The organism is Rhizobium sp. USDA 4016, assembly GCF_056279705.1.
Genome location: NZ_JBWCCY010000004.1, coordinates 2,580,585 through 2,604,134, shown reverse-complemented (window position 1 = coordinate 2,604,134; position 23,550 = coordinate 2,580,585). Strand labels below are relative to the sequence as shown.

At 61.3% G+C, this 23,550-nt stretch carries 27 protein-coding genes and 1 pseudogene; 7 read left to right on the top strand and 21 right to left on the bottom strand.

The genetic code is table 11. The features are described from left to right. Nucleotides 1-54: 54 nt before the first annotated feature. A complete protein-coding gene (locus ACZ9DP_RS28390) occupies nt 55-1,848 on the bottom strand; it encodes a putative bifunctional diguanylate cyclase/phosphodiesterase (RefSeq protein WP_476204238.1) in 1,794 nt (597 codons plus the stop codon). 435 nt (nt 1,849-2,283) lie between these two features. On the opposite strand from ACZ9DP_RS28390, the gene ACZ9DP_RS28385 reads away from it, so the two are divergent. Both ACZ9DP_RS28385 and ACZ9DP_RS28380 read left to right on the top strand, forming a co-directional pair. Beyond that, the gene (locus tag ACZ9DP_RS28385) at nt 2,284-2,613 is read left to right on the top strand and encodes a hypothetical protein (protein WP_283071292.1); all 330 of its coding nucleotides are present in this window, start codon (nt 2,284-2,286) and stop codon (nt 2,611-2,613) included. Between the two features lie 129 nt (nt 2,614-2,742). Further along, complete coding sequence (locus ACZ9DP_RS28380) at nt 2,743-3,258, top strand: superoxide dismutase family protein (RefSeq protein WP_476204237.1); 516 nt, start codon at nt 2,743-2,745, stop codon at nt 3,256-3,258. Between the two features lie 21 nt (nt 3,259-3,279). Here the strand turns inward: ACZ9DP_RS28380 and ACZ9DP_RS28375 are convergent, their stop codons facing one another. The 9 genes from ACZ9DP_RS28375 to ACZ9DP_RS28335 all read right to left on the bottom strand — a co-directional run bounded on the left by ACZ9DP_RS28375 (nt 3,280) and on the right by ACZ9DP_RS28335 (nt 8,932). Beyond that, nucleotides 3,280-3,855, bottom strand: coding sequence for a hypothetical protein (locus ACZ9DP_RS28375; protein ID WP_476204236.1), 576 nt, complete (start codon nt 3,853-3,855; stop codon nt 3,280-3,282). Between the two features lie 66 nt (nt 3,856-3,921). Then, nucleotides 3,922-4,824 (bottom strand): mechanosensitive ion channel family protein, encoded by a 903-nt coding sequence (locus ACZ9DP_RS28370; protein WP_476205494.1) that lies wholly within the window; start codon nt 4,822-4,824, stop codon nt 3,922-3,924. A gap of 32 nt (nt 4,825-4,856) precedes the next feature. Then, nucleotides 4,857-5,387, bottom strand: a complete 531-nt coding sequence (locus ACZ9DP_RS28365) for a tyrosine phosphatase family protein (protein WP_476204235.1) — start codon at nt 5,385-5,387, stop codon at nt 4,857-4,859. After that, a complete protein-coding gene (locus tag ACZ9DP_RS28360; protein ID WP_074070213.1) occupies nt 5,384-5,959 on the bottom strand; it encodes a YfbR-like 5'-deoxynucleotidase in 576 nt (191 codons plus the stop codon). Before ACZ9DP_RS28360 ends, ACZ9DP_RS28365 begins: the two co-directional genes overlap by 4 nt. A gap of 26 nt (nt 5,960-5,985) precedes the next feature. Next, a complete protein-coding gene (gene ygfZ, locus ACZ9DP_RS28355) occupies nt 5,986-6,825 on the bottom strand; it encodes a CAF17-like 4Fe-4S cluster assembly/insertion protein YgfZ (RefSeq protein ID WP_476204233.1) in 840 nt (279 codons plus the stop codon). A 79-nt stretch (nt 6,826-6,904) separates the two neighbouring features. Continuing rightward, on the bottom strand, nt 6,905-7,654 hold the full coding sequence (locus ACZ9DP_RS28350) for a hypothetical protein (protein WP_194729325.1): 750 nt from the start codon (nt 7,652-7,654) through the stop codon (nt 6,905-6,907). An 11-nt stretch (nt 7,655-7,665) separates the two neighbouring features. After that, nucleotides 7,666-7,923 carry a hypothetical protein gene (locus ACZ9DP_RS28345; RefSeq protein ID WP_027507415.1) on the bottom strand — a complete coding sequence of 86 codons (258 nt, stop codon included), beginning with the start codon at nt 7,921-7,923 and terminating at the stop codon, nt 7,666-7,668. Nucleotides 7,924-8,023: 100 nt separating this feature from the next. Next, nucleotides 8,024-8,455 (bottom strand): TIGR02301 family protein, encoded by a 432-nt coding sequence (locus ACZ9DP_RS28340; protein WP_239594799.1) that lies wholly within the window; start codon nt 8,453-8,455, stop codon nt 8,024-8,026. Nucleotides 8,456-8,515: 60 nt separating this feature from the next. Continuing rightward, nucleotides 8,516-8,932, bottom strand: a complete 417-nt coding sequence (locus tag ACZ9DP_RS28335) for an NUDIX hydrolase (protein WP_239594797.1) — start codon at nt 8,930-8,932, stop codon at nt 8,516-8,518. An 83-nt stretch (nt 8,933-9,015) separates the two neighbouring features. Here ACZ9DP_RS28335 and ACZ9DP_RS28330 point away from each other — a divergent pair, with 83 nt between their 5' ends. The 3 genes and pseudogenes from ACZ9DP_RS28330 to ACZ9DP_RS28320 form a co-directional block, all read left to right on the top strand. Beyond that, nucleotides 9,016-9,336 carry a YnfA family protein gene (locus tag ACZ9DP_RS28330; protein ID WP_183924802.1) on the top strand — a complete coding sequence of 107 codons (321 nt, stop codon included), beginning with the start codon at nt 9,016-9,018 and terminating at the stop codon, nt 9,334-9,336. A gap of 44 nt (nt 9,337-9,380) precedes the next feature. Further along, entirely contained in the window at nt 9,381-10,142 is a 762-nt protein-coding gene (locus tag ACZ9DP_RS28325; protein ID WP_476204232.1) for an SOS response-associated peptidase, read from the top strand. Nucleotides 10,143-10,229: 87 nt separating this feature from the next. Continuing rightward, a pseudogene (locus tag ACZ9DP_RS28320) lies at nt 10,230-10,402 on the top strand (LysE family transporter); the annotation flags it as partial. Here ACZ9DP_RS28320 and ACZ9DP_RS28315 read toward each other — a convergent pair. The 5 genes from ACZ9DP_RS28315 to ACZ9DP_RS28295 form a co-directional block, all read right to left on the bottom strand. Further along, nucleotides 10,399-10,542 carry a hypothetical protein gene (locus ACZ9DP_RS28315; protein ID WP_022714660.1) on the bottom strand — a complete coding sequence of 48 codons (144 nt, stop codon included), beginning with the start codon at nt 10,540-10,542 and terminating at the stop codon, nt 10,399-10,401. The pseudogene ACZ9DP_RS28320 and the gene ACZ9DP_RS28315 overlap by 4 nt on opposite strands. A gap of 167 nt (nt 10,543-10,709) precedes the next feature. After that, on the bottom strand, nt 10,710-11,555 hold the full coding sequence (gene pssA, locus ACZ9DP_RS28310) for a CDP-diacylglycerol--serine O-phosphatidyltransferase (protein WP_476204231.1): 846 nt from the start codon (nt 11,553-11,555) through the stop codon (nt 10,710-10,712). A 17-nt stretch (nt 11,556-11,572) separates the two neighbouring features. Then, on the bottom strand, nt 11,573-12,334 hold the full coding sequence (locus tag ACZ9DP_RS28305; protein ID WP_476204230.1) for a phosphatidylserine decarboxylase: 762 nt from the start codon (nt 12,332-12,334) through the stop codon (nt 11,573-11,575). A gap of 77 nt (nt 12,335-12,411) precedes the next feature. Next, nucleotides 12,412-14,289 carry an ABCB family ABC transporter ATP-binding protein/permease gene (locus ACZ9DP_RS28300; protein WP_476204229.1) on the bottom strand — a complete coding sequence of 626 codons (1,878 nt, stop codon included), beginning with the start codon at nt 14,287-14,289 and terminating at the stop codon, nt 12,412-12,414. 213 nt (nt 14,290-14,502) lie between these two features. After that, nucleotides 14,503-16,512 carry a LysM peptidoglycan-binding domain-containing protein gene (locus ACZ9DP_RS28295; protein ID WP_476204228.1) on the bottom strand — a complete coding sequence of 670 codons (2,010 nt, stop codon included), beginning with the start codon at nt 16,510-16,512 and terminating at the stop codon, nt 14,503-14,505. A 155-nt stretch (nt 16,513-16,667) separates the two neighbouring features. On the opposite strand from ACZ9DP_RS28295, the gene ACZ9DP_RS28290 reads away from it, so the two are divergent. Then, nucleotides 16,668-17,291, top strand: a complete 624-nt coding sequence (locus ACZ9DP_RS28290) for an LOG family protein (RefSeq protein ID WP_063855986.1) — start codon at nt 16,668-16,670, stop codon at nt 17,289-17,291. 9 nt (nt 17,292-17,300) lie between these two features. On the opposite strand, the gene rarD is transcribed toward ACZ9DP_RS28290, so the two are convergent. Further along, a complete protein-coding gene (gene rarD / locus ACZ9DP_RS28285) occupies nt 17,301-18,215 on the bottom strand; it encodes an EamA family transporter RarD (protein WP_074067190.1) in 915 nt (304 codons plus the stop codon). Nucleotides 18,216-18,326: 111 nt separating this feature from the next. On the opposite strand from rarD, the gene ACZ9DP_RS28280 reads away from it, so the two are divergent. Continuing rightward, nucleotides 18,327-19,199 carry a protein-L-isoaspartate O-methyltransferase family protein gene (locus tag ACZ9DP_RS28280; RefSeq protein ID WP_476204227.1) on the top strand — a complete coding sequence of 291 codons (873 nt, stop codon included), beginning with the start codon at nt 18,327-18,329 and terminating at the stop codon, nt 19,197-19,199. Nucleotides 19,200-19,202: 3 nt separating this feature from the next. On the opposite strand, the gene cimA is transcribed toward ACZ9DP_RS28280, so the two are convergent. From cimA to ACZ9DP_RS28255, 5 genes are all read right to left on the bottom strand, one after another. Then, nucleotides 19,203-20,819: a citramalate synthase gene (gene cimA, locus ACZ9DP_RS28275; protein WP_194729333.1), complete on the bottom strand. Its 1,617-nt coding sequence runs from the start codon at nt 20,817-20,819 to the stop codon at nt 19,203-19,205. A 220-nt stretch (nt 20,820-21,039) separates the two neighbouring features. Next, the gene (pip, locus tag ACZ9DP_RS28270) at nt 21,040-21,996 is read right to left on the bottom strand and encodes a prolyl aminopeptidase (protein WP_476205493.1); all 957 of its coding nucleotides are present in this window, start codon (nt 21,994-21,996) and stop codon (nt 21,040-21,042) included. Then, complete coding sequence (locus ACZ9DP_RS28265; RefSeq protein WP_476204226.1) at nt 21,993-22,469, bottom strand: GFA family protein; 477 nt, start codon at nt 22,467-22,469, stop codon at nt 21,993-21,995. Before ACZ9DP_RS28265 ends, pip begins: the two co-directional genes overlap by 4 nt. Continuing rightward, complete coding sequence (locus tag ACZ9DP_RS28260) at nt 22,466-22,954, bottom strand: GFA family protein (protein WP_476204225.1); 489 nt, start codon at nt 22,952-22,954, stop codon at nt 22,466-22,468. Before ACZ9DP_RS28260 ends, ACZ9DP_RS28265 begins: the two co-directional genes overlap by 4 nt. Next, nucleotides 22,951-23,424, bottom strand: coding sequence for a GFA family protein (locus ACZ9DP_RS28255; protein WP_194729335.1), 474 nt, complete (start codon nt 23,422-23,424; stop codon nt 22,951-22,953). The genes ACZ9DP_RS28260 and ACZ9DP_RS28255 overlap by 4 nt, the downstream gene beginning before the upstream one ends. Nucleotides 23,425-23,550 lie beyond the last annotated feature (126 nt).

Genomic DNA, 23,550 nt, shown 5'->3' with positions numbered 1-23,550 from the left:
AGGAGTGCTCGGACTTTCGCATAAAGCTTCCGGACACGAGTCGCAATGAAGCTCTCAGCTCGCCTTCGCCATGGATCCGGAGCGTGATGCTGAAAGCAGCCGCGCGACGTCAGCGGCAGGTGCCGGCGGGCTGATGTAGTAGCCCTGAATCTCGTCGCATTCCTCGCTTTCGAGCAGGCTCTTCTGTTCGGCCGTCTCGACGCCCTCGACGGTGACGCGCATGCCGAGCGCGTCGCCGAGCAGGATGATTGCGTGCATGATGGCATAGGCTTCCTTGTTTTCGGCGATTCCGCAGACGAACGATTTGTCGATCTTGATCTTGTCGAAGGGAAAGCTGCTCAGGTAGCTCAGCGACGAATAACCGGTGCCGAAATCATCCATGGAAATCCGGATGCCGCGCTCCTTTAAGGCATGAAGGATCGGCAGCGTATCGTCGAGATTTTCCATCAGCACGCTTTCGGTGATCTCCAGTTCCAGCCGCGCCGGGGATATCGCAGCCTGCGCAATCGCCTCATCGACATCGGCCAGCAGATTGCTGCTGGTGAACTGGATCGCCGAGACGTTGACGGCGATCTTGATGTCTTCCGGCCAGCATGCGGCCTGGCGGCACGCCTTTCTCAGGACCCAGCGCCCGATATCGACGACGAGGCCGACCTCTTCGGCAAGTGGGATGAACTCCATCGGCGGCACGCGGCCGCGCGTTGGATGGTTCCAGCGTACAAGGGCTTCGAAACCGCAAATGCGCTGCTGACGCAGGTCATAGAGCGGCTGGTAGTGCAGTTCGAATTCGTCGCTGTGCAACGCCAGCCGAAGGTCGGCTTCGAGCGCGTGGCGGGCCTGGATGCGGGATGCCATCTCGCTCGTGAAGAAGCGCTCGTGCTTGCGTCCGTCCGCCTTGGCCTGCGAGAGCGCGACACCGGCGTTGCGGAGCAATACGTCGGTCTCGGCACCATCTTCGGGCGCGAGTGCAATTCCCATCGAGACGCTGAGCTCGATCTGCTTGTCGCCGCGAAAGAAGGGCTCTGAAAGCTCGCGGCGGATCTGGTCGGCAAGCGCCGTGACATTCCACGGCTGCTGCCTTCCACGTTGAAGAATCGCGAATTCATCGGAGCCGAGGCGGGCCAGCATATTCTCGCTGCTAGCCGATGCACGGATGCGTTCTGCAACCTGGCGAAGGATGGCGTCGCCGGTCGAAACGCCCATTGTATCGTTGATAGATTTGAAGCGGTCGAGGTTCAGGTGCACGAGCGCGATCTGCTCGTTTGGCGCGCGCTCGGAAAGGGCGGCATCGACCTGGTTGCGAAAACGGATGCGGTTCGGCAGGCCGGTCAGCGGATCGTGATGCGCGAGGTGGGCGATCCGCTCGGCGGCCTTCCGCTCTTCGGTGATGTCTGAATGGATCGCGATATTGCTGCCATCCGGTAAGACGGTCACAACACTGAAGATAATGCGGCCGTCGTCCATCAGCCATTCGCGCCGGCGGATTTTACCTTGGCCGGGCGGCATTGCAGACGCCTCTTTGGAGCGGTAAGCGGATCGAACCATCTTCCTCTCTTTTCCGGGGATCCTGGTGCTGAGAGCCCGCACAGAAACTCCAGGGACTGCCTGATCGGCGGAGAAACCGAAGAGCTGGCGGAACCGGTCGTTGCAGAGGATCAGGCGCTGTGCCGAATCGAAGACGCTGAGACCGAGCGGCAGGTTATCGAGCACGAGGGCGAAAAGGGCATGGTTGCGGCCATGGCTTCGATAGGTCTCGATGACCAGCGCCATGAGGCGCTTCGCATCGACTGAACCGTCGTTGTTTGCGGCTTGGGTGCATTGCTGCCAAAAGAGCGTATCAGCATCCATGAGGGCAATTATCCTGCATGCAGGCCGCTGCGAATTACCGCTGATCCCCATAGCTCAAATCCGAGCAGGAAACGCCGCGCTTCGCACCGGGCATGCAAAGGCCTTTCTGAAAATCTTTAAAATATTCGATTTAAACAATACCGGAACGACCGGTTCTGCTGCGGCAACCCGTTGCAATCATTATCTGTGGGCCGAATTAACAATCGGTTGCCTGCGAAGTATATGAGAAATCGTATATTTCAACCATGCCACGTGCACGCTCAGGATGCAAGGCGGCAAGCTTCGTGTAAAAGCTTTGTCAACCTTGATTAATGAGAGGTTAACAACTTATTGACCCGACTCGCAAATCAGTTTATCCACCGAGTCAGTTTTGATTTTCCCCCATCGTATTGCGTACAGACATCACCGGAAAAAAGGCGGTGAACGGAGGTTTGTATGACTCATGTTTCATCTGTTTCAGAAACGTCTTATGCCTACTTGGCGACCCTTTCGCGGCTGGACGCGAATGGTGATGGCGTATTGAGCCGCGGGGAGCGTGCAGCTGATGAAAAGCCCGGCATTTTCAAGCGGTTCAGTGAAGACCATGCAGGACGCCAGCCGCGCTCCACAGCTGGCGACAATGTTCTCGCCTTGATGATCGAACTTGGCGATAGCGGCGCCGGGAGCGTGGCGTCGAATTCTCAGGATGCGGCAGGCGAGAGCGATCACGCCTCCGAACTCTACCGCAATACATACGGCCAGTACGACCTCGACATCGCGCCCTGAGCTTGACCTGCAGCAATCGATGAAGCCGGCCTCGAATGGCCGGCTTTTTGTTTGCCTGATCTGCAGCAGGAACACCTTCCTCTATGAGGCGTTGGGAACAATAAGCTCTCAAAAATGGAAGGAATCCGCATGGCAAGGATAGTCACAATCGCGGCATTCGCCGTTGCCGCAACGGCTTCGATAACATTTGCGCAGGATAAGCAGACAGCGGTTGCAAATTTTGTCGGCGCGGACGGCAAGGAGAACGGCCGTGCGACGCTGACGGCTGCGGCCAGCGGCGGCGTACTAATCGAACTCGAGGTCTCCGGCCTTCCGTCAAACCGATGGGTGGGGTTCCATGTCCACGAAGTCGGCAAATGCGACCCGGCCACCCATCATGAATCGGCAGGCAAGCATTTCAATCCGACGGAGGCCGAGCACGGCATCCTGACAGCCAAGGGTCCGCATGCCGGCGATATGCCGAATCAATTTGTCGACCAACACGGCGTGCTGCGCGCCCAGGTCTTCAACACCATGGCGACGCTTGACGGCAAGGAGGACGGCGTTCGCGGCCGTGCGCTGATGATCCACGCAAATTCGGATGACTATCGCAGTCAGCCGGCGGGCGATGCAGGCGCAAGGCTCGCTTGCGGCGTTATCGAATGATGGGTGGGGCGCGCCGTCTTCTCAACTGTAGTAGAAGCGTTCGGCGTACCAGTCCGTCGAAGCCATCGGCTTTTCCTGCGCGACCCAGCGGGCGATATCGCTTTCCTCCAGCAAATCCGCCGTCACCTGATCTTCAACGCCGACAAAGATGAGATTGGTATTTTCCCTGAGGCGCGGATCGAGCGTAAAGCCCATCCGGCTGTCATTGGCGCTGTGAAGCAGGTCCATCCGGACATAGAAGAATTCCGGATGGTAGCTCATCCCGCTTGCCTCGTTGAAGGCATGCGCGACGTCGATGACCGACTTCGCCGGACCATTATAGGCCGTGATCGCCTCGTTAAGTCCGAAGGTCGCCCCGTAAAGAGCAGTGGAGCGGGCGGGAATGATGGTGATTTCGCCGTTCGTCAGATCGATCTGTTGACCAGAAAAGCCGCTGACCTGACCGTCGAGCGCGCCTCGGAAGAAATAGGAGAAGCGCCCGCGCGTCAGATAGATCGCCTGCCAGCGAAACCGGACATATGCCTCCGACGGCCCCATAAGGTCCTTCAGGGTCTGCAGGCACTGCAGAAACGTATCGCGGTAGTTCGGCAGCGGCATCGGTCCATCTCCTTGGGAGGTTAACCGATGGAGAGTCAAAACGTTCCGTGCCGGAGTGCCGGTTGCCTACCGGCGGCTTTTTCGTTCTGGCATCGCAGGCTCTCCGGCTATCATTTCGGCATCGGCGACCGCCGTCGGCCCGGACTGCGCGTCGGCGCCGTATAGGGGAATGAGATGCCCGGCCTGATCGATGGCGAGCTTGGCACGCTTGATCATGTCGCGGCTCACACCCCACCAATCCCCGGTCTTGGCCCAATAGCGCAGCGTGAGACCGATCGTTGCGCCGCTCATGCTGTCGATGAAGACGGCAGGGGCTGGCGTTTTCAGGATGCGCGGGTCGGCCGTGGCAAAGCCGAGCAATCGCTCCATGGCGGCATCGGCATCGTCTTCATAGGCGAGGCTTATCTTCAACTCGTTCTGGCGCGTTGGTTCCCGGCTGTAGTTGGTGATCGGCGTGTTCCAGAGGATCGAATTCGGAGCGAGCCGATAGAGCCCGTCAAATGTCTTGAACTCCGTGGCGAAGAGGCCGATCTCGCGAACGGTGCCCGAGACGCTGCTCGTCTCGATATATTCCCCGACCCGGAAGGGGCGCAGGATGAGCAGCATGATACCCGCCGCGATATTCTGCAGCGTTCCCTGCAGCGCCAGGCCGATCGCCAGGCCCGCAGCGCCAAGAGCAGCGATGATCGACGCCGTCTGAACGCCGAATTGGGCAAGAACCGTGACAAAAACGAGGATTAGCAGAGCATAGCGCAAGACATTCGTGAAGAAACGCGCCAGCGTTTCGTCGATGCCACGCACCCGCGACATGCCTTCATAGGCCCAACGGCTCACGAAGCTCGCCATGACCCAGCCGGCGATCAGAAGGATAATCGCTCCGAGGATCGAGAACGAGTATTGCACGGCAAGCGCGCTTGCCTCGTTGAGCGCGGTGCGGGTTGCCGCGATGACGTCCGTTGCCTGCTCCATGCCAAGGCTAGATGGGGCAGGCGGCAGAAGCGTCAACCGTCAAATTCTGTCGTCACCGAGAACACGAAAGGCGCATTGCCCTCGGCATCAGCACCGCGTCCGATGGCGCGGACGGCATCCACCAGACGGCCCTTTCTTTGGAGCAGCACATCGCCGATTTCGACGATTCGGGCATTGGGCGTCGCATAGGGCGAGGCGCTGCGCAGGCGCTTTGCCAGCGCCATCTCGTCCTGGTCCGGCGCAAGCGAAAGCGCGGCGATCAGGGCGGCGGCGGGGGAGCGGGAAACTCCCATCCAGCAATGGATCAGCAGAGGCGAGCGCTGATCCCAGGCGGCGGCAAAATCGATCAGCTGGCGCACATGCGCCTCCTCAGGTGCGACGAGATTTCCTGTTCCCTTGAAGGCGATGTCGTTCATGTATAGGAGCAGGTGGCGGTCGGCGGCAATCACGCCGGGCCGGTGGAAGGCCTGTTCCTTTGCCATCAGGCTGATCATTTCCCGCGCGCCGTGGCGCACCGCCATTTCGGCGATCCGGAAAAGCGGCGAGACGACGATCCTCGTCATGGTTTCGCACTCCTCCGCATCGTCTCGATCGCCTCGAAGCGCTCGCAGAAGAGCCGCTGTGCCTCCAGCGCCGGAAGCGGCTCGATCAACAACATGTCCTTGCTGATGCCGCGCGGCTGGCCGAAGAATTTCCGGGCTTCGACAGGCGTGAAACCGGCCAGGCAGGTCGCCTCGAAATAGGCCGCGATCGTATCGGCCTTCTTGATCTTATCCTTGAGTTCCCGTGATGGGTGCGGCGGCAGGCCGAAGCGCAGGTGAACCGCCGCCTCGAGACGCTTCTCCACGGCCTTATAGCCGCCGCCGACGACTGACTTGAACGGCGAGATCATGTCGCCGATCACATATTCCGGGGCATCGTGCAGCAGCGCCATCATGCAATCGTCCGGCGTCGCATGGTTGAACCGCCGGAAAATGTCCTCGACGACGAGGCAGTGCTGGGCGACGGAGAAGGCATGGTTCCCGCAGGTCTGGCCGTTCCAACGCGCGACACGCGCCAGGCCGTGGGCGATATCGCTGAGCTCGACATCGAGCGGCGAGGGGTCGAGCAGATCCAGGCGTCGGCCAGACAGCATGCGCTGCCATGCGCGTGGCTCCTTGCTCACGCGCTCGCCTCGTCGGGGCTCGCAGGGAAGGTGAGGCCGGACCAGGGCGGCAGTCTTAGCGAAACGGTCGTCTCTCCCGCCAGCAGCGAAATACCGCTTGCGATGGCTTCGCCGACGCGATCGATGCGGACGATCGCAAGCCCATTTTTGCCGACGACGGTGCCCAAAGCGCCGACCGGCTTTCCGGCAGCGGTGATCTCGGTCCCTGTGGCGGGCAGATCGGCATCGGCGCTGACTGAAACGACACGCCGGCGCGCGGTGCCGCGATGCTGCATGCGGGAAACCACCTCCTGACCGACATAGCATCCCTTTCTGAAGGAAAGACCACCGTTCAGATCCAGCAGCACGTCATGCGGAAACGCGTCCTGGAGGGCGAAATCCGCACCGGAAATCGCAACGCCGTGCGCGGCGCGCAGGGCATCATAAAGCATGGCATCCGCCGTGCCATGATTGCCGCGGCAGCGCAGAAGCACCTCCCCGGCCTTCGCAAAGCGGCTGTCGGCCACCCCTTCCGCGGCCACTTCGTCCCAGGACACGGTAACGCCTTGCTCTTCGACCGGTTCAAGTGTCACAGCGGCGCGCAGTTTGTACATGGCCAGCCGCTTCAAGAATGCATCCCGCTGGCCGGCGTCCGTCTCGATGATGAAATCGGCACCGTCGCGCCAGATCATGAAGTCGAACAGGATCTTGCCCTGCGGCGTCAGCAGCGCGCCCGGCCGGGCTTCGCTTGCGGAAAGCGAGACGATGTCGGTCGTAATGAGATTGTGCAGAAAGGCTTCGGCGTCGGCCCCGCTGACGCGGATAAGCGCGCGATCCTTCAGAAAGACGGCTGGCATGGCGGAACCTGTCGCGTTCGTTATCGCTCAGAAGTAAGTCTTCCGTGCGCTGGCTGCAAGCGGGATTGAAAGGCCAAGCTCAGTCGCCGGCCGTGAAGAACTTCCATTTGCCGGCGGGCGTAATGCCGAGACGGTAGAAAGTGTAGCCGCCGAATTCCTGCATGTCGGAAAGGTCGCCCGCAGTGACGATGCGCAACAGTTCCACGCGTTCCGGCGGGGTCAGAGCCTTCAAATCCTTCTCGGCGAAATAAGGCCAGACATACATCTCGTTCGGCGTGCCTGCGCCGACATGCACAAAACCGGTCGAGATCACGTCGAGCATGATTGCAAGGATCTCGTCGCCGTCCGGGTCGCCCGATAGGTCTTTCAGCGTGCCGATCGGGTCGTCCGTCGGTTCGCCCACTGACACTTGCGTCTGTTCGGCACCGCTGCCGAAGAGCGGCCGCAGGCGCTCCAGGTCGCCGGATGCTGCGGCTTCTACGATCTGCTCGCGCATGCGGCGCACCGGCTCCGGCACCTTGCTGATGTCGTAGATTACTTCGACAGGCTTCGAATCGTCACTCGCGCCGGGCGTCGTGTCGCTGCCTTGGCTGCTGTCCTTGCTGACGAGGGGATCCGGCATCGGCACGCCCGGAGACGTTGAAGGCGGTGTCTGGGACTGTCCGGAATTTTTCTGATCGGCCGCCTGCGGATCGGCTTGGCCCGGAATCTTCTGGAGTTCAGAAAGAGCATTTGCCGAAGGAGCCGCCAGAATGCCGGCGCTGAGACAAACAGCGAGCAGGAGCGGCGCGATCGAAAGCCGCGGTTCGGTGTCCTTACCGGTACGCATGGGACTCTCTATTATTGCAGGGTGCGGTTCGGAGAAAATTCGCCACCCAGCATACGTTCGCGCAACGAATCAAGCAGCGCCTCTGCACCCTTTTCGCCATGGCGGCGGATCGTTTCGCGCAGCGCTTGAACGATTGCCGTGTCGGCAATAATCTCTGGCTCGATACCGTCAGCCATACCGTCGGCCCAGGCTTCGTTGTGGTACTCCAGAGCCGCCTGCATCTTTTCGTGGACGATCATGTCGTCGATGTCATTGAGGCTTGGTTCCATCATCTCTTCCTCAAATTGCATGCCTTACTGCCTGGTTAACAACTCTATCAGCCTTTTCCCAAAACGACACGTGCGCGAGTGAAAACAGGTTAATTTATCCCTAATTTCCAAAGCGTGAGGTAATTTCTGTGGCGAGTGTTGCACCTTCGTTACGGTAGCGCTCTTCTGCCACGATGGCTGATGGAGTGCAATCGTTGTAGACCGAAGCAAAAGCGCGGTAGCCGCGGTTGAACGCCGCCGTCAGCCTTTCCTTCCGCTGCGGTTCGTCTTTCGTTTCCGAATCCAGCAGCTTTTGCATGTCGCTTCGCCATTCGCTGCCGCCCGGCGCCTTGCAGAGCGTGCGCAGGTAGTGGACCGAGCCGATCACCTCCGCCAGCCGCGAGAGCTTGTCGTCATAAGGCACGACCACGGGCGCTGCCGGCACGGCTTCGGGAACCGCCGGCGGAGCCTTGTCCTGCGCCCATGCCGCAGCCGCTATTGCCGAACCGGCGCAGACAAGGAGAGGCAGAAAAACGCGTCGCACGGGAATCATATTGATAGAAGATACCTGCGCCGTGACCGGAACAAGGCAGGCTGATGACTATCCACGCCGTTATTGTTGCACGGAGAGCCGTTCGGCACATTCAAGCACCGACTGCGGCACCGGCAAGCGGCGGATTTCCTCGACGGTGTACCAGCCGAGAGCCGCTGCGTCGTCCGACGCCACCGCCACCGCGTCCCCGTCAGCCTCCACGGTGAAGACCGAAAGGAGAAAGTGGCTGCTGACGCTGCCGTCGGCGGCATGGGCCGTCAGGTCGTAGGACGCAAAGAGCTGCGGACTATAGGCGCGGATGCCGGTCTCCTCCTCAAATTCGCGCAGCGCCGTTTGATCAGGCGTCTCGCCATCCTCCGCCCGGCCGCCGGGAAAGGCGTACATATCCGCAGACGGCGGGTTGCGGCGGAGCACGAGGAGAAAGCGGCCGTCGCGCTCGAGGATCGCTGAAGACGCTGCTCTTGGTTTTGAAGTCATGACCTGCCGTCTCTACTCTCAGCCGGGGATTTGCGTATTCTCGTTTTGAATATTCAATCGCCGATTCGAAGGGAAGGGGCACCCTGACCTATATCATCTACGCTTTTGCAGCACTCTTCGAAATCGCGGGCTGCTTTGCCTTCTGGGCCTGGTTGAGGTTGGGCAAGCCGATTGGCTGGCTCGCGCCGGGCATGGTCTCGCTTGCCCTCTTCGCCTGGCTTCTGACGCTGGTGCCGAGCGAGGCGGCCGGGCGCACCTTCGCGGCCTATGGCGGCATTTACATCGTCGCATCGCTTGTCTGGCTGTGGCTTGCAGAAAACCGTGTTCCGGACCGTTGGGATATCGGCGGGGCGGCCGTCTGCCTTGCCGGAACGGCGATCATTCTCTTCGGGCCGCGCAGCTAGGGTTGCGCCTTGACGGTTGCGAAACAGGGTGCAAAAACAAATTCATGTGCGGACGCTATGCCTTGACGCTGACCCCGGAGGAGTTGAAGGAGATACTTGGGCTGCTGGAGCTCGGGGACTTTCCCGCGCGCTACAATATCGCGCCGACGCAGCCGATCCTCGTCGTCGTTTCCGGCGAAGCGCAGGAGCGCGGCAGCAATCTTCCAGATCGCCGCGCCGTGCTGGTGCGCTGGGGTTTCACGCCGTCCTGGGTCAAGGATCCGAAGGAATTTCCGCTGCTCATCAATGCGCGCGCCGAAACCGCAATCGGCAAGGCATCCTTCCGCGCCGCGATGCGCCATCGTCGTGTGCTCGTCCCGGCTTCCGGCTTCTACGAATGGCATCGTCCCTCGAAAGAAAGCGGCGAGAAACCCCAGGCTTATTGGATCAGGCCCCGCCGCGGCGGCGTGGTTGCGTTCGCCGGCCTGATGGAGACCTGGTCGTCGGCCGACGGCTCGGAAGTCGATACGGGCGCGATCCTGACCACGGCCGCCAACGCTTCCATCGCAACGATCCATGACCGCATGCCGGTCGTCATCAAGCCGGAGGATTTCGCCCGCTGGCTCGATTGCAAGGCGCAGGAACCGCGCGACGTCGCCGGCCTGATGCAGCCGACGGACGAGGATTTCTTCGAAGCGATCCCCGTCGCAGACAAGGTCAACAAGGTCGCCAACATGGGAGCCGACCTGCAGACGCCCTTGGTGGTCAAGACGCCGCCGAAACCGCCCGGCAAGAAAGCTGGCGACGGCCAGCTCAGCTTCTTTTAAAACCCCATATCATTCAGCATTTTCCTGAAACCCAAAGTTCTTGATCGAGGCTGCCCTTTCGGGTTTGGGGTTCGGACAGGATCGCCTATGGGGGCCGCCGTCGCGTCGTTCCTCTGATTTTTTGGCTTGGGATATGGCGCGCGTTACTGCAGCCGGCATTCGCAAAACCCGCCGCGTGGCGGGTTCTCGATGTCATCATCGGTATCGTCATGAGCTTGCTGGCGATCAGCCTGCTCGTTCGCTTCTTCCGTCCGGCTTAGGCGATCTTCTTGACGAGGGCCGGCTTGCTCTTCAGCATCAGCGCGGCGGCCAGAACGGCCTTGAGGCCGAGCGGGCGGTAATGTGTGCTCAGATCCGGCTTTGCCGCTTGTTCCGCCTGGTCTGTTTTCTTCGAGGTCACGATACTCTCCTTACACGCTTCCCTAGACTTTTTATTGTTCTGCTCTTTTGTCGCCAAAAACGACAAAATAGAGGCATGGTTTATCAGGAATTGTGTACGCAATGCACATTGCGCGAGGCTTGATGCGAAGCCTCGCGTTCGTCGGGGCTTACCGGGAGAGTACGAAATCAGATGTGGCGGCCGATATCGTCGTCGCCGTCGCCCGGTTCTTCGATCGTGAGCGTGCCGTACTTCAATTGCCACTTACGTGCTCCGAAGGGCAGCGACAGCAGGTAGACGATGACGGTGAACACCATGACCTCCCAGGTAAAGCTCATCAGGAGAGCGACATAGAGCACGACGCCGAGCATCAGCGGCAGCACCAGATCGCGCCGCAAGCGGCTGCCTTCGGACTTGCCGGACCAGACGGGCAGGCGGCTGATGAGCAGGAAAGCGATCAGAACCGTATAGGCCGAAGAGATATAGGCGAAGGTGCGGTCTTCGGTGAGGCCGAGGAAGCCGAGATAGACGGGCAGCAGCACCAGCATGGCACCGGCGGGCGCAGGCACGCCGACGAAATATTCGGATTGCCAGGGCGCGCGATTTTCCCGTTCCGCCATGACGTTGAAGCGGGCGAGGCGGAGGCCTGCGGCGATCGCATAGATCAGCGCGGCGATCCAGCCGATGGAGCGCGCGCTGTCCAGCGCGAAGACATAGACGACGAGAGCGGGCGCGACACCGAAATTGACGATGTCGGCGAGCGAATCCATCTGCGCGCCGAACTTGGAGGTTGCTTTCATCAGGCGGGCGATGCGCCCGTCGATACCGTCGAGAAAGGCGGCCAGCAGCACCATTATCACCGCCAGCTCGTAGCGGCTCTCGAAAGCGAGGCGGATGCCGGTGAGGCCCGCGCAGATCGCCAGAATCGTGATGAGATTGGGAACGACGAGGCGTAGCGGAATTTCGCGGAGCCGCGGACCGCGCGCCGCATCGTTCGGGCCGTTCGGTTCGAAGGGCGGAAAAGGCGTCTCCATAGCACGCTCCATTCGTTCTAGCTGCGGCGGCTGATGACGGGTCCCTTGGGGGAGCCGAATTCAGCAAGTACCGTTTCGCCGGCAATCGCCGTCTGGCCGAGCGAAACACGTGCTGCCGCGCCGGCCGGCAGAAAGACGTCGAGCCTGGAGCCGAAACGGATAATGCCGAAACGCTCGCCGGCATCCAGCGGCTCGTTGCTATTGGCCCAGCACAGAATACGGCGGGCGACGAGGCCGGCGATCTGCACGACGCCGATCTGGCCGTGGACGGTCTCGATCACCAGCCCGTTGCGCTCGTTGTCTTCGCTGGCCTTGTCGAGCTCGGCATTCACGAAGCTGCCAGACCGGTAGTTGATGCTCACGACGCGGCCGCGCATCGGCGCGCGGTTTACATGGCAGTTGAAGACGTTCATGAAGACGGAGATGCGCAGCATCGGCTCGTTGCCTAGGTTCAGCTCGGCGGGCGGCGTTACCATCTGGATCGAAGAGACCTTGCCGTCGGCCGGCGAGATCACCAGGTCATCATCCTGCGGTGTCATGCGCTCGGGATCGCGGAAGAAGTAAGCGCACCAGAGGGTCAGGACGAGGCCGACCCAAAAGAGCGGCTCGAATATCCAGCCAAGGATCAGCGAAGCTACGAAGAACGCGGCGACGAATACATAGCCTTCCTTGTGCACCGGAACGATGGTGTTTCGAACGATATTGAGCAAGCTCATCGACGCTGGTCTCCTCGCGCTTTTTCGTTCCCGCTGGTTATAGAAAAAGTCCTGCGGGAGCAATGCCGTGCCGCTTCCGCCCGACCTTATGGCATGGTTCTAAACAGCAAAACGACAGAGCGGCCCTTTGGTTCGAACGCTCAATTTGCCGGCGCGAGACGGGCAACAATGCCCAGGTCGTCGCTTTCGCGCACTTGCTTCAGATGTTCCTCCGCCTGCGTTGCTTCGCGCTGGCGGTTCCACATCGAGGCATAGAGGCCATTTTTCTCGAGCAGCGCCGCATGCGTTCCACGCTCGGCGATCTCGCCGCTTTTCAAGACGATAATCTCATCCGCGCCGATGACGGTCGACAGGCGGTGGGCGATGACGAGTGTCGTGCGGTTCTTCGAAACGACGTCGAGGGCCGCCTGGATTTCCCGCTCCGTCGTCGTGTCGAGCGCCGAGGTCGCCTCGTCGAGGATCAGGATCGGCGGCGCCTTCAGGATCGTGCGGGCGATGGCAACGCGCTGTTTCTCCCCGCCCGAAAGCTTCAATCCGCGCTCGCCGACCTTGGTTTCGAAGCCCTCCGGCAGCAACTCGATGAAATGCGCGATCTGGGCAATTTCCGCAGCCGTCTTCACCTCGGCATCGCCGGCCGATGGGCGGCCATAGCGGATATTGTAGGCGACTGTGTCATTGAAGAGCACGGTATCTTGCGGAACCATGCCGATCGCCGAGCGAAGGCTCTTTTGCGTGACGTGGCGGATATCCTGGCCGTCGACTGTGATCGCGCCGCTCTGGATGTCGTAGAAACGGTAGAGCAGGCGCGAAAGCGTCGATTTGCCGGCGCCGGACGGGCCGACGACCGCGACGGTCTTGCCGGCCGGGACTTCGAAGGAAATTCCCCTAAGGATCGGCCGCACCGGATCGTAGGAGAAATGCACGTCCTTGAAGCTGATCGCGCCCTGACCGATCTTGAGCGGAGCGGCGTCCGGCACATCGGTTACCTCGGGCGTCACGTCGAGCAGGTCGAACATCTGCTCTATATCCGTAAGTCCCTGGCGGATTTCGCGATAGACGAAGCCGATGAAGTTCAGCGGCACGGAAAGCTGCAGCAGCATGGAATTGACGAAGACGAAGTCGCCGATGGTCTGCTCGCCGCGCTGGACGGCAAAGGCTGAAAGCAAAAGCATGACTGTCGTGCCGAGGCCGAAGATGACGCCCTGGCCGAAGTTCAGCCAGCCGAGCGAGGTCCAGACATCGGTCGCTGCCTTCTCGTAGCGTTCCATCGACCTGTCGAAGCGTCTGGCCTCCATCTCCTCGTTGCCGAAGTATTTGACGGTCTCGAAGTTGAGGAGGGAATCGATCGCCTTGGTGTTGGCGTCGGTATCGCTGTCGTTCATCGTCCGGCGGATGGCGATGCGCCAGTCCGACGCGCGGATCGTGAACCAGATATAGGCCCAGACGGTGAAGGCGGTCACTGCGAGATAGGAAAAACCGTAGCCCCACCAGAAGATCACGGCGGTCAGCAGGAATTCGATGACGGTCGGAACCGAGTTCAGGATCGTGAAGCGCACGATCGTCTCGATGCCCTTCGTGCCGCGCTCGATGATCCGCGACAAGCCGCCGGTCTTGCGCTCCAGATGGAAACGCAGCGACAGTTCGTGGATATGCACGAAAGTCCGGAAGGCGAGCTGACGCACCGCATATTGGCCGACGCTTGCAAAGAGTGCGTCGCGCAGTTGATTGAGGCCAAGCTGGATCAGGCGTGTGAGGTTATAGGCGATGACCAGTACGGTCGCGCCGACGAGGAGCGGCGGCAGGGTTCCGGCGAGATCCACGCGGCCGTTCAGGGCATCGGTCGACCATTTGAAGAAATAGGGAACGAGCAGCAGCACAAACTTGGAGACGAGCAGGAAGACCGTTGCCCAGACGACGCGCATCTTCAGGTCCGTCCGTCCGGAAGGCCACATGTAGGGCCAAAGATTGAAGAGCGTCCGCAGGAGGTTGGATTCCGAAACCGTCTTGCCGTTTGCCATGCCTATCTCCAGCCCGGTCGGGCTCGGCCGCGGATGCGGCGTTTCGATACGGCAAAAGTGCAAAAAGCGGAGATGCCCGATTGAGCCTCCGCAGACAGGATCCGCCGTCTCCGCCACATAGGGTGCGCGACGTGCGAATGCAACATGTGAAAAGCCGGGGAAAGACAAAGGCCGGGCGCTATATCGGCCCGGCCTTCCATCACCTTGTTCGGCTTAGAAGTGCTCGCCGGAAAGGCGCTTGCGATGAAGCTCTTCGGCGTTCGGCAGGGCTTCCTTCGGCAGGCCGAAAATCTGTCCGGGCAGGATGCGGTCCGGATTGTTGATCTGGGTTTCGTTCGCCATGTAGATCGTCGTGTAGCGGACGCCGAGGCCGTAGAAGCGGCGCGAAATCTGCCACAGCGTGTCGCCGCGGCGGATGATGACGGCGGTGTTGTTCGCCGTTAGTGGCGCCTGCTCGATCGTCTTCGGCTGGCTCGGGTCGGCCGCTGCTTCGTTTGAAGCCGGTGTGCCGGCTACCGTTGGCGCGGGCGTGGCTGTAAGACCATCGATCGTCGTCCCAAGATTGCCGAGAGCGTCGCCTAGGGACTTTGTATCCTTCGGCAGTGCCTGGAGCATGGCGAGCGCGCTTGAGGCCGACTGCGAGGCTGCGCCTGCCGTCTGCTTGAAGGCAGGTGTTGCCTCTGCTGCCGGACGGAATTCGGCGATCGAGCGAAGCGCGAATTCGGTTGCCGAACGCGCTGCCGCAAGCTGCTCGGCGCCAGGAAGCTTGCCGTCGGCGAAAAGGCCCTTCAGCAGCCCAAACGCCTTACCCGCATCGGCTCTCAGCTTGCTGAATTCACCTTCATCGAGGGGAACCATCGCGGCACCAGCGTCGTTTGCGGGCGGGTTGCCGGGCTGCGCCGCTACGGTGACCTGGTCGCCTGCCGGGCGGGTGAAGTTGACGGAGGCGCGAATGAGCACCTTGCCGCTGCCATCGACGACATCGACGCGGATCTTGTGGTCGCCGACCGAAAGATCCATCACGCCGTCGATGACGAAATGGCCGTCGGCGCCTGCTGTCGCCTTGCCGATCAGGGCGTCGTCCGCATAGGCGATCACGTTGGCGTTCGGCTTGGCGGTGCCAGCGACGAAGATCTTCTTGCCTTCGATTTCAACTGCGTTGACCATCACCTCGGCCGGTGCCGAGGCTGCATCGCTTGCGCCTGCCTGCGGTGCACCCGGAACTGCCGGTGCGGTATTGGCGATCTCGGGCGAGCCGGCTGGCAGGCCCGGCTGAGCGGAAGCCTGTTCGTCTGCTGCGGGCTGAGCAGCCGGCGTGCCGGCCGTCGGTGCCGTGATGATGCGGCTCGCTGCGCCTGGCTTGGAAACCATGGCGAGCAGCTCGGAGCCGCTGCCGTCCTTCGGCACGGAAACGGTTGCGACTTCTTCGGAAGTCAGGCTCTTGCCGTCCTTGCCGGTCGTCTTGAGCACGAGCTGGTGGTCGCCGGGCGGCAGCGGGTTGTCGAGGACGGCGGCAAAATCGCCGGTCGGGCCGACATTCGTCGTAGTGACGACCTTGTCTCCGTCCATGACTTCGAGCTTGCTGTTGGGCGTGGCCGAACCGGCGATGACGGTGGACCCGTCCGGCTCTACACGCAGAACGTCGAAAGCCGGGAGCTTCGATCCGATACTTGCATCGGTCGCCGGTGGGGTCGACGCAGGCTGGCTTCCCATCGCGCCGGACAGCTCCGCCTCGGCCTTGGTAATGGCGGCAAGCGCGTCGGCGATGTTTTCCGGCAGGGCCCGGACGATTGCCAGCGCCTTTGCCGCGCCGTCCTTGGCTTTCGTAGCGGCGGCCGCGGTCGCCGGATCGGTGCCTTCGGGGATTGCGAAGTCGGCGAGCGCCTTCAGCGAGCCCGCCGCCTTCGTCTTGGCGGCATCGAATGCTTCGCTCGTCGGACCCTTGCCGTCTGCAAAGTGCGCCTTAAGTTGCGTGAGAGACTGACCTGCATCGGCCGAAAGACGGCCGAGCTTCTCGGTCGTAGCCGCCGCGTCGGCAGCCGCGTTCTGCGCGCTCTTGCCGGCTTCTTCAACCGTGTTCTTGACCTCGGAGCCTGCTTGATTGATGGCATCGCCGATTTTCGACGCGTCTTCGCCGATCCGGGGCATGACCACGAAGACCATCAGAAGGATCGCAACTGCAAGCACTGCGAAAGCCAGCAAGCCGGCACGATTTCTCATCATTCACTCTCCCCAGACGGCAAATGTGCCGTAGTACTAAAAATTGCTAGCGATTCCCGTTGCTTTTCACAAGCATTCAAAGCAATGACGCAGGCTCAACGCGCAGCTTTTCTGTCATTTTTCTTGACTGCGCAGGCATGGAATAGTTGTTTTCCCATATGAGCGATCAATCTCATTCAATTCAGTCCATCTGTGTCTACTGCGGGTCGAGGCCCGGACGGGATACGGCATACATGGCCGCCGGGCGCGCGCTCGGCAAAGAAATCGCCGAATACGGCCTGCGGCTCGTCTATGGCGGCGGCACCAAAGGCATCATGGGTGCTGTTGCGAGCGGCGTGCTTTCCAATGGGGGGCAGGTGACCGGCATCATCCCCGAATTCCTGATCGACATGGAGGCGACGCGCCATTCCCTCGGCCAGCTCAACGAGCTCATTGTAACGCCGGACATGCATGCGCGCAAACACCTGATGTTCGAGCGTTCCGACGCCTTCGTGGCGCTGCCGGGCGGGATCGGCACGCTGGAGGAAATCGTCGAGATCATGACCTGGGCGCAGCTTGCCCGTCACGAAAAACCGATGGTCTTCGCCAACATCAAGGGCTTCTGGGACCCGATGATGGAACTGATGAAGCACATGACGGATGAGGGTTTCGTGCACACCGCCCATCGGGTGCAGCCGCTCGTCATCGACGACGTCTCCGGCATCATTCCAGCCATCATGGCGCAGGCAGCGGAACTCGCTGCCGACCGTGAGGGCGAGGATGCCGTGATTTCGAAGATGTGAGGCAGGCGCTCAGCGCCCGCGCGTTGCGTTCAGCATCGACCACGTGTAGAGCACGAGGCCTGCCCAGATGAGCGGGAAGGCGATCATGCGCGCTGTATCCAGCGGTTCGTGGAAGACGAAGATCGCGATCAGGAAGATCATCGTCGGCGCGATATACTGCATGATGCCGATCGTCGAGAGCTTCAGAAGCTTTGCGCCGTTGGCGTAGATCATCAGCGGTGCGGCAGTGACGATACCGCAGCCGAAGAGCAGTGCTGTATCGCTGAAGCCAGTCTGAACGAAGTGGCCTTCGCCACTGAAGAACTCCAGATAGACGATGTAGAGGACGGCCGGAACGCTGAGAATCAGGACCTCGAGCAGGAAGCCCTGGTTGGGGCCGAGCGGCAATGTCTTGCGGAAGAAGGCATAGAAGGCCCAGCTGAAGGCGAGGGTCAGCGCTACCCACGGAAGCCCGCCGCCGTCGACGGCGAGAACGACAACGGCAATGGCCGCCAGGCCGATTGCGACGATCTGAGCCGGGCGCAGCTTCTCCTTGAGCAGCACCGAGCCCATGAAGATGCTGATCAGTGGGTTGATGAAATAGCCCATGGCGGCATCGAGCGAATGTCCGGCGCCGATCGCCCAGACATAGGTACCCCAGTTGACGGTGATGAGTGCCGCCGTCAGCGCAGCCATTGCGAGCATGCGCGGCGAGCGCAGCGCGTCGCGGATTTCCTGCGTACGTCCGAGCGCGACCAGCACGAGGCCGGCAATCGGAAGGGACCAGAGAACGCGATGCGCAATCACCTCGGCCGGAGAAATATGCGCCAGCGCCTTCATGTAGATCGGCAGGAATCCCCATAGAAGATAAGCGGTCAGCGCAAAGGCGAAGCCGCGCGCGCTATCTTCGTTTTTGATGGCAGGAGGGCTCGCTTCGGCAGACATCAGGTGTTTCCAGCTTTGTTCTTCTTCTGATCTCGATTAGCTTAAGTGCCGTGAATAGACCAATTCATTTCGGTGAATGGATTGTCAGCGGATTTGAGGCGGAGGACTTGCATGGCTTTCGAGGATGAGCCGCCATACCGGCAGATTTATGCCCGCCAGATACTGGCGAAGGCAGGTGTTGCGAAGAACGACAGGCTACTTGCAGCCCTTGCCAAAGTGCCGCGCGAAAAATTCGTCGGTCCGCCGCCGTGGGTCTACAACGACTTCCGCCATTATCGGGAAATGGCTTCCACCGATCCGGTCGTACTTTATCAGGACTTGTTGATCGGTCTTAATACCAGGCGTGGGGTCAACAACGGCATGCCCTCCCTTCACGCGTCCGCCCTGAATGCGCTTGGAATTCGGGAGGGCGAGACGGTTGCCCATCTGGGTGCCGGGACCGGCTATTACACTGCGATCATTGCCGGACTCGTCGGCTCCTCTGGCAAGGTCGTCGCCGTCGAATACGACGAAGCGCTGGCCGAAAAGGCGCGGGAAAACCTTTCCGGTTATCCCAATGTCGAGGTAGTCCAGGGCGATGCGGCCGATTGGCCGAAGGAAGACGCCGACGTCATATACGCCAATTTCGCGCTCGACCATCCGCCGGCTGCCTGGATCGAAAACCTGGGCGTCAGTGGGCGGCTGTTGTTTCCGCTCGGGATCCCGGCAGTCGAAAATGGCAGGGCGACCGGCTTCACCCGTTCGGCAGGCTTCCTGCTTATAGACCGTCGCGCCCGAGGTTTTGGCGCCCGCTTCATTCAGCCGGTCTCCTTCGTCTGGGCGGAGGGTCAAGAACCGCCGCCGGCCAGTCGCCACGAGGGTCTGGCGGAAGCCTTCCGCAGCCGCCGGCTGTTCCAGGTTCGCAGTTTCCGCTGGCGGACTGCGGCCCAAGGCGAAGAGTGCTACGGCGAGGAGGACTGGGGGCTTTCTTTCGAGGAGCCGTGATCTTCACTCCGCCGCGATCTTGCCCGCCAGCTGACGGTTCTTCATCAGCTTGTAGATCACGGAATCCATCAGCGCCTGGAACGAGGCGTCGATGATGTTTTCCGACACGCCCACCGTCCACCAGCGCAGGCCGTCGCTGTCGGTGGATTCGATCAGCACGCGCGTGATGGCTTCGGTGCCGCCATTGAGGATACGCACCTTGAAGTCGGCGAGAACCAGGTCGTCGATTTCGTGCTGATACTTGCCGAAATCCTTGCGTAGGGCCAGGTCGAGCGCGTTGACCGGGCCGTCGCCTTCCGCCACCGACATGATCGTGTGGCCGTCGATCACCATCTTCACGACGGCTTCCGAGACGATCTTCACCCGCCCGTGCGAGTCGAAGCGGCGCTCGACCATTACGCGGAAGCCTTCGATCGAGAAGAATTCCGGGATGGTGCCAAGCGTGCGGCGGGCCAGCAGCTCGAAGCTCGCATCCGCCCCCTCATAGGCGTAGCCGGAAGCTTCGCGCTCCTTGACGATGGAAATCAGCCGGTCGAGCTTCGGATCGTCCTTGGCGACCTCGATGCCCCGGCGTTTCAGAGCATTGATGAAATTCGCCTTGCCGCCCTGGTCGGAGACCATGACCTTGCGGTAATTGCCGACACTTTCCGGCGGCACATGCTCGTAGGTGCGCGGGTCCTTGAGCAGTGCGGAGGCATGGATGCCTGCCTTGGTGGCGAAGGCAGAAGCGCCGACATAGGGCAGTTGATGATCTGGCGAGCGGTTCAGAAGCTCGTCAAAGGCATGGGAAAGGCGGGTGAGGTTCACCAGCCGCTCCGCATCGATGGTGGTTTCGAAGCGGGTGCTGTAGGTGTCCTTCAGGGCCAGCGTCGGGATCAGCGTCACCAGGTTGGCATTGCCGCAACGCTCGCCGATGCCGTTGAGCGTCCCTTGGATCTGGCACACGCCGGCCTCGACGGCCGCAAGCGAATTGGCGACTGCCTGACCCGTATCATTATGCGCATGGATGCCGAGACAGTGACCGGGAACGCCTGCGGCAATCACCGCCTCGACGATGGCGTGGATCTCGGGCGGCTGCGCGCCGCCGTTGGTGTCGCAGAGCACGACCCAGCGGGCACCCGCTTCATAGGCGATCTTCGCGCAGGCGAGCGCATAGGCGGGATTGGCCTTGTATCCATCGAAGAAATGCTCGCAATCGACGATCGCCTCCTTGCCGGCGGCGACGGCTGCCTTCACGCTCTCGGCGATGCATGCGAGGTTTTCCTCGTTGGTGCATCCGAGCGCGACCTTGACGTGATAGTCCCAGCTCTTGGCGACGAAACAGATCGCGTCGCTCTTTGCCTGCAACAGCGCTGCGAGGCCCGGATCGTTGGAGGCTGAAACGCCCGGCCGCTTCGTCATGCCGAAGGCGACGAATGCTGCCTGGCTGGTGCGCCTCTCTGCGAAGAAGGCAGTGTCCGTCGGGTTCGCGCCCGGATATCCGCCCTCGATATAATCGAGGCCGAACTCGTCCAGCATGGTCGCAATCGCAATCTTGTCCTCGACCGAGAAGTCGATCCCGGGCGTCTGCTGCCCGTCGCGCAGCGTCGTGTCGAAGAGGTAGATTTTTTCTCTGGTCACCGAGGTGCCTCCGAAGCATTTGATCTTATGCCGTGCGCCTCACCCCCCTCTGCCGGCAGAGCCGACATCTCCCCCGCAAGGGGGGAGATTGGGAATATGCGGCGGCTCTCGCCCGCTGCATCGATGGTTGCACGAGTGGGTGCGGACAGCCGATCTCCCCTCTTGTGAGGGAGATGCCCGGCAGGGCAGAGGGGGGTATCCACGACGCGCATCATTTGCCTTATTTCCCCGCAAACTTGTCCGTTGCCCGGATCAGCTGATCCAGGATGCCGGGTTCGGAAAATGCATGGCCTGCACCTTCGATCAGGTGGAATTCCGCCTTCGGCCAGGCCTTGTGCAGCGCCCAGGCGAAGCGGGCGGGGCAGGGCATGTCGTAGCGACCGTGCACGATGACGCCCGCAATATCCTTGAGCTTGTGCGCCTCGCGGATCAGTTGGCCTTCCTCCAGCCAGCCGGCATTGACGAAGAAATGGTTCTCGATGCGGGCGAAGGCATAGGCGAACTCGGCCTCCTCGAACTTGCCGCTAGTCGACGGCTCGGGCAGTAGCGTGATCGTCTCGCCTTCCCAGATGCTCCAGGCATGCGCGGCTTTGAGCGCGGTTGCCTTGTCGTCGCTCGTCAGGCGGCGGTGATAGGCCTGCATCATCTCGTGACGCTCTTCCGGCGGAATGGGAGCAATGAAGCGTTCCCACTTGTCCGGGAACATTTCCGAAACGCCGAACTGATAGTACCAGTCGAGTTCCGCTTTCGTGAGCGTATAAATGCCGCGCACGATGAGTTCGGAGACCCGATCGGGATGCTTTTCGGCATAGGCGAGCGCCAGCGTCGAGCCCCAGGAGCCGCCGAAGATCTGCCATTTCTCGGCGCCAGTCATATCGCGCAGACGCTCGATGTCGGCAACGAGATGCCATGTCGTGTTGGCGTTCAGATCCGCATGCGGCGTGGATTTACCGCAGCCGCGCTGGTCGAACAGCGTCACGTCGTAGAGCGCCGGGTCGAAGAGGCGGCGATGCACGGGCGAAATGCCGCCGCCAGGACCGCCGTGCAGGAATACGGCGGGTTTGGCGCCCGGCGTTCCGCAGCGTTCCCAGTAGATCACATGGCCGTCGCCGACATCGAGATGGCCCGAAGCATAGGGTTCGATTTCAGGATAGAGGGTACGCAGCACTTCGGTCATATCCTCAAGCCTTTCGCGGGCCATATGTCGGTATCGTGGTCGGGATGCTGGAAGGAGATGATCTGCTCCTGCCGGGCATAGTAATCGGGATCCCGGTGAACCGGTGTGTCGAAGATCGTTTCGACCCAGGGCAGACGCGAGTCGTAATTCACCTGGATCTGCGGCGCGAGATCGCTGCGGTCGTCGAAGGTGCCGATCGCAAGCTCCAGCCCGCCGGGATGCCGGTAGGTCATCGGCGTGCCGCAACTGCTGCAGAAACCGCGGTCGATATTGATCGAGGACTGGAAATAGCTCGGCTCGCCGCGCGTCCACTCCACGCCCTCTTCCGGCGCGGTAATGAGCGCCGAAAAGAAGCCGCCGAACTGCTTCTGGCACATGCGGCAATGGCAGATAGACGGACGCCCCAGCTTGCCGCTGATACGAAAGCGTATGGCGCCGCATTGGCACCCGCCTGTTCTGATAGGTTCGCTCATGTCTGGGCTCCGGATGGCCAGTGGTTCGTATCATGATCGGGATGCTGATGATTGCTGGCTGCGATCGCGTCTTCGCGCTCCGAGCTCCCGGCGGCGGGCTCTACCTGCAGGGTGTCCAGCGCGTGAAACCAGCTCATCTTGCGACCGGTATTCGATTGCATCACCGGCCTGACCGCATCGGGATCGTCCAGCGAGCCGAGCGTAATGTTGACGGACTCGGCACGAGGTATGTCGTAGAAGAGTGGCGTGCCGCAATCGCCGCAGAAGCCGCGGCGCACGAGATCGGAAGAGCGAAACCACTTCGGTTTTCCGCGCGTCAACGCAAAATCCGCTCGCATGACCGCTCCGAGCGGCAGGAAATAGTTGCCCGCCGCCTTCTGGCACATGCGGCAATGGCAGATATGCGGATAGCCGAGTTCGCCCGCAGCGCGAAAGCGCACTGCGCCGCATTGGCATCCGCCGCTATGGCTTGTTCCCGCCGTCATTTGCGCTCCTCTGGCCATTCTGTCGTGTCGTGATCTGGATGCTGATAGGAGACGATCTCACTGGTGAATGCGGCCGTCTCGACGTCGTCCTCCGTCCGTGTGCCGGGAAGCTCATGCAGTTTGTCCGTGAACGGCAGCTTGCCTTCGATGCCATACTGGATCGTCGGCGGCAGAAGAGCCGGATCATCGAACGCGCCCGCTGCAATCGCCATCCCATCCGGTGCCTCATAGGTCAGCGGTGTGCCGCAATCGCCGCAGAAGCCGCGCTCGGCGAAATTGGAGGAACGGAATGTCTTCCGCTCGCCGCGCGTCCACTCGAAATCAGCCCCGCGCACGGAAACAAGCGGCGCATAATAGCCGCCGAACGCCTTCTGGCACATGCGGCAATGGCAGATCGACGAATGCGAAAGCTCGCCTTCCACCCGGAATCGGATCGCACCGCACTGGCAGCCGCCGGTGTAGACAGTCATCGACACTTCCTCCCGTTTGGCATGGGTAAAAAGACCTCTTCCAACCCTCCCCACAAGGCGGAGGCCTGGTTCGCGCCGCCGCGGGCATTGTCAGCGCCAATCTCGGCGGATGCTGCATGCTCGACA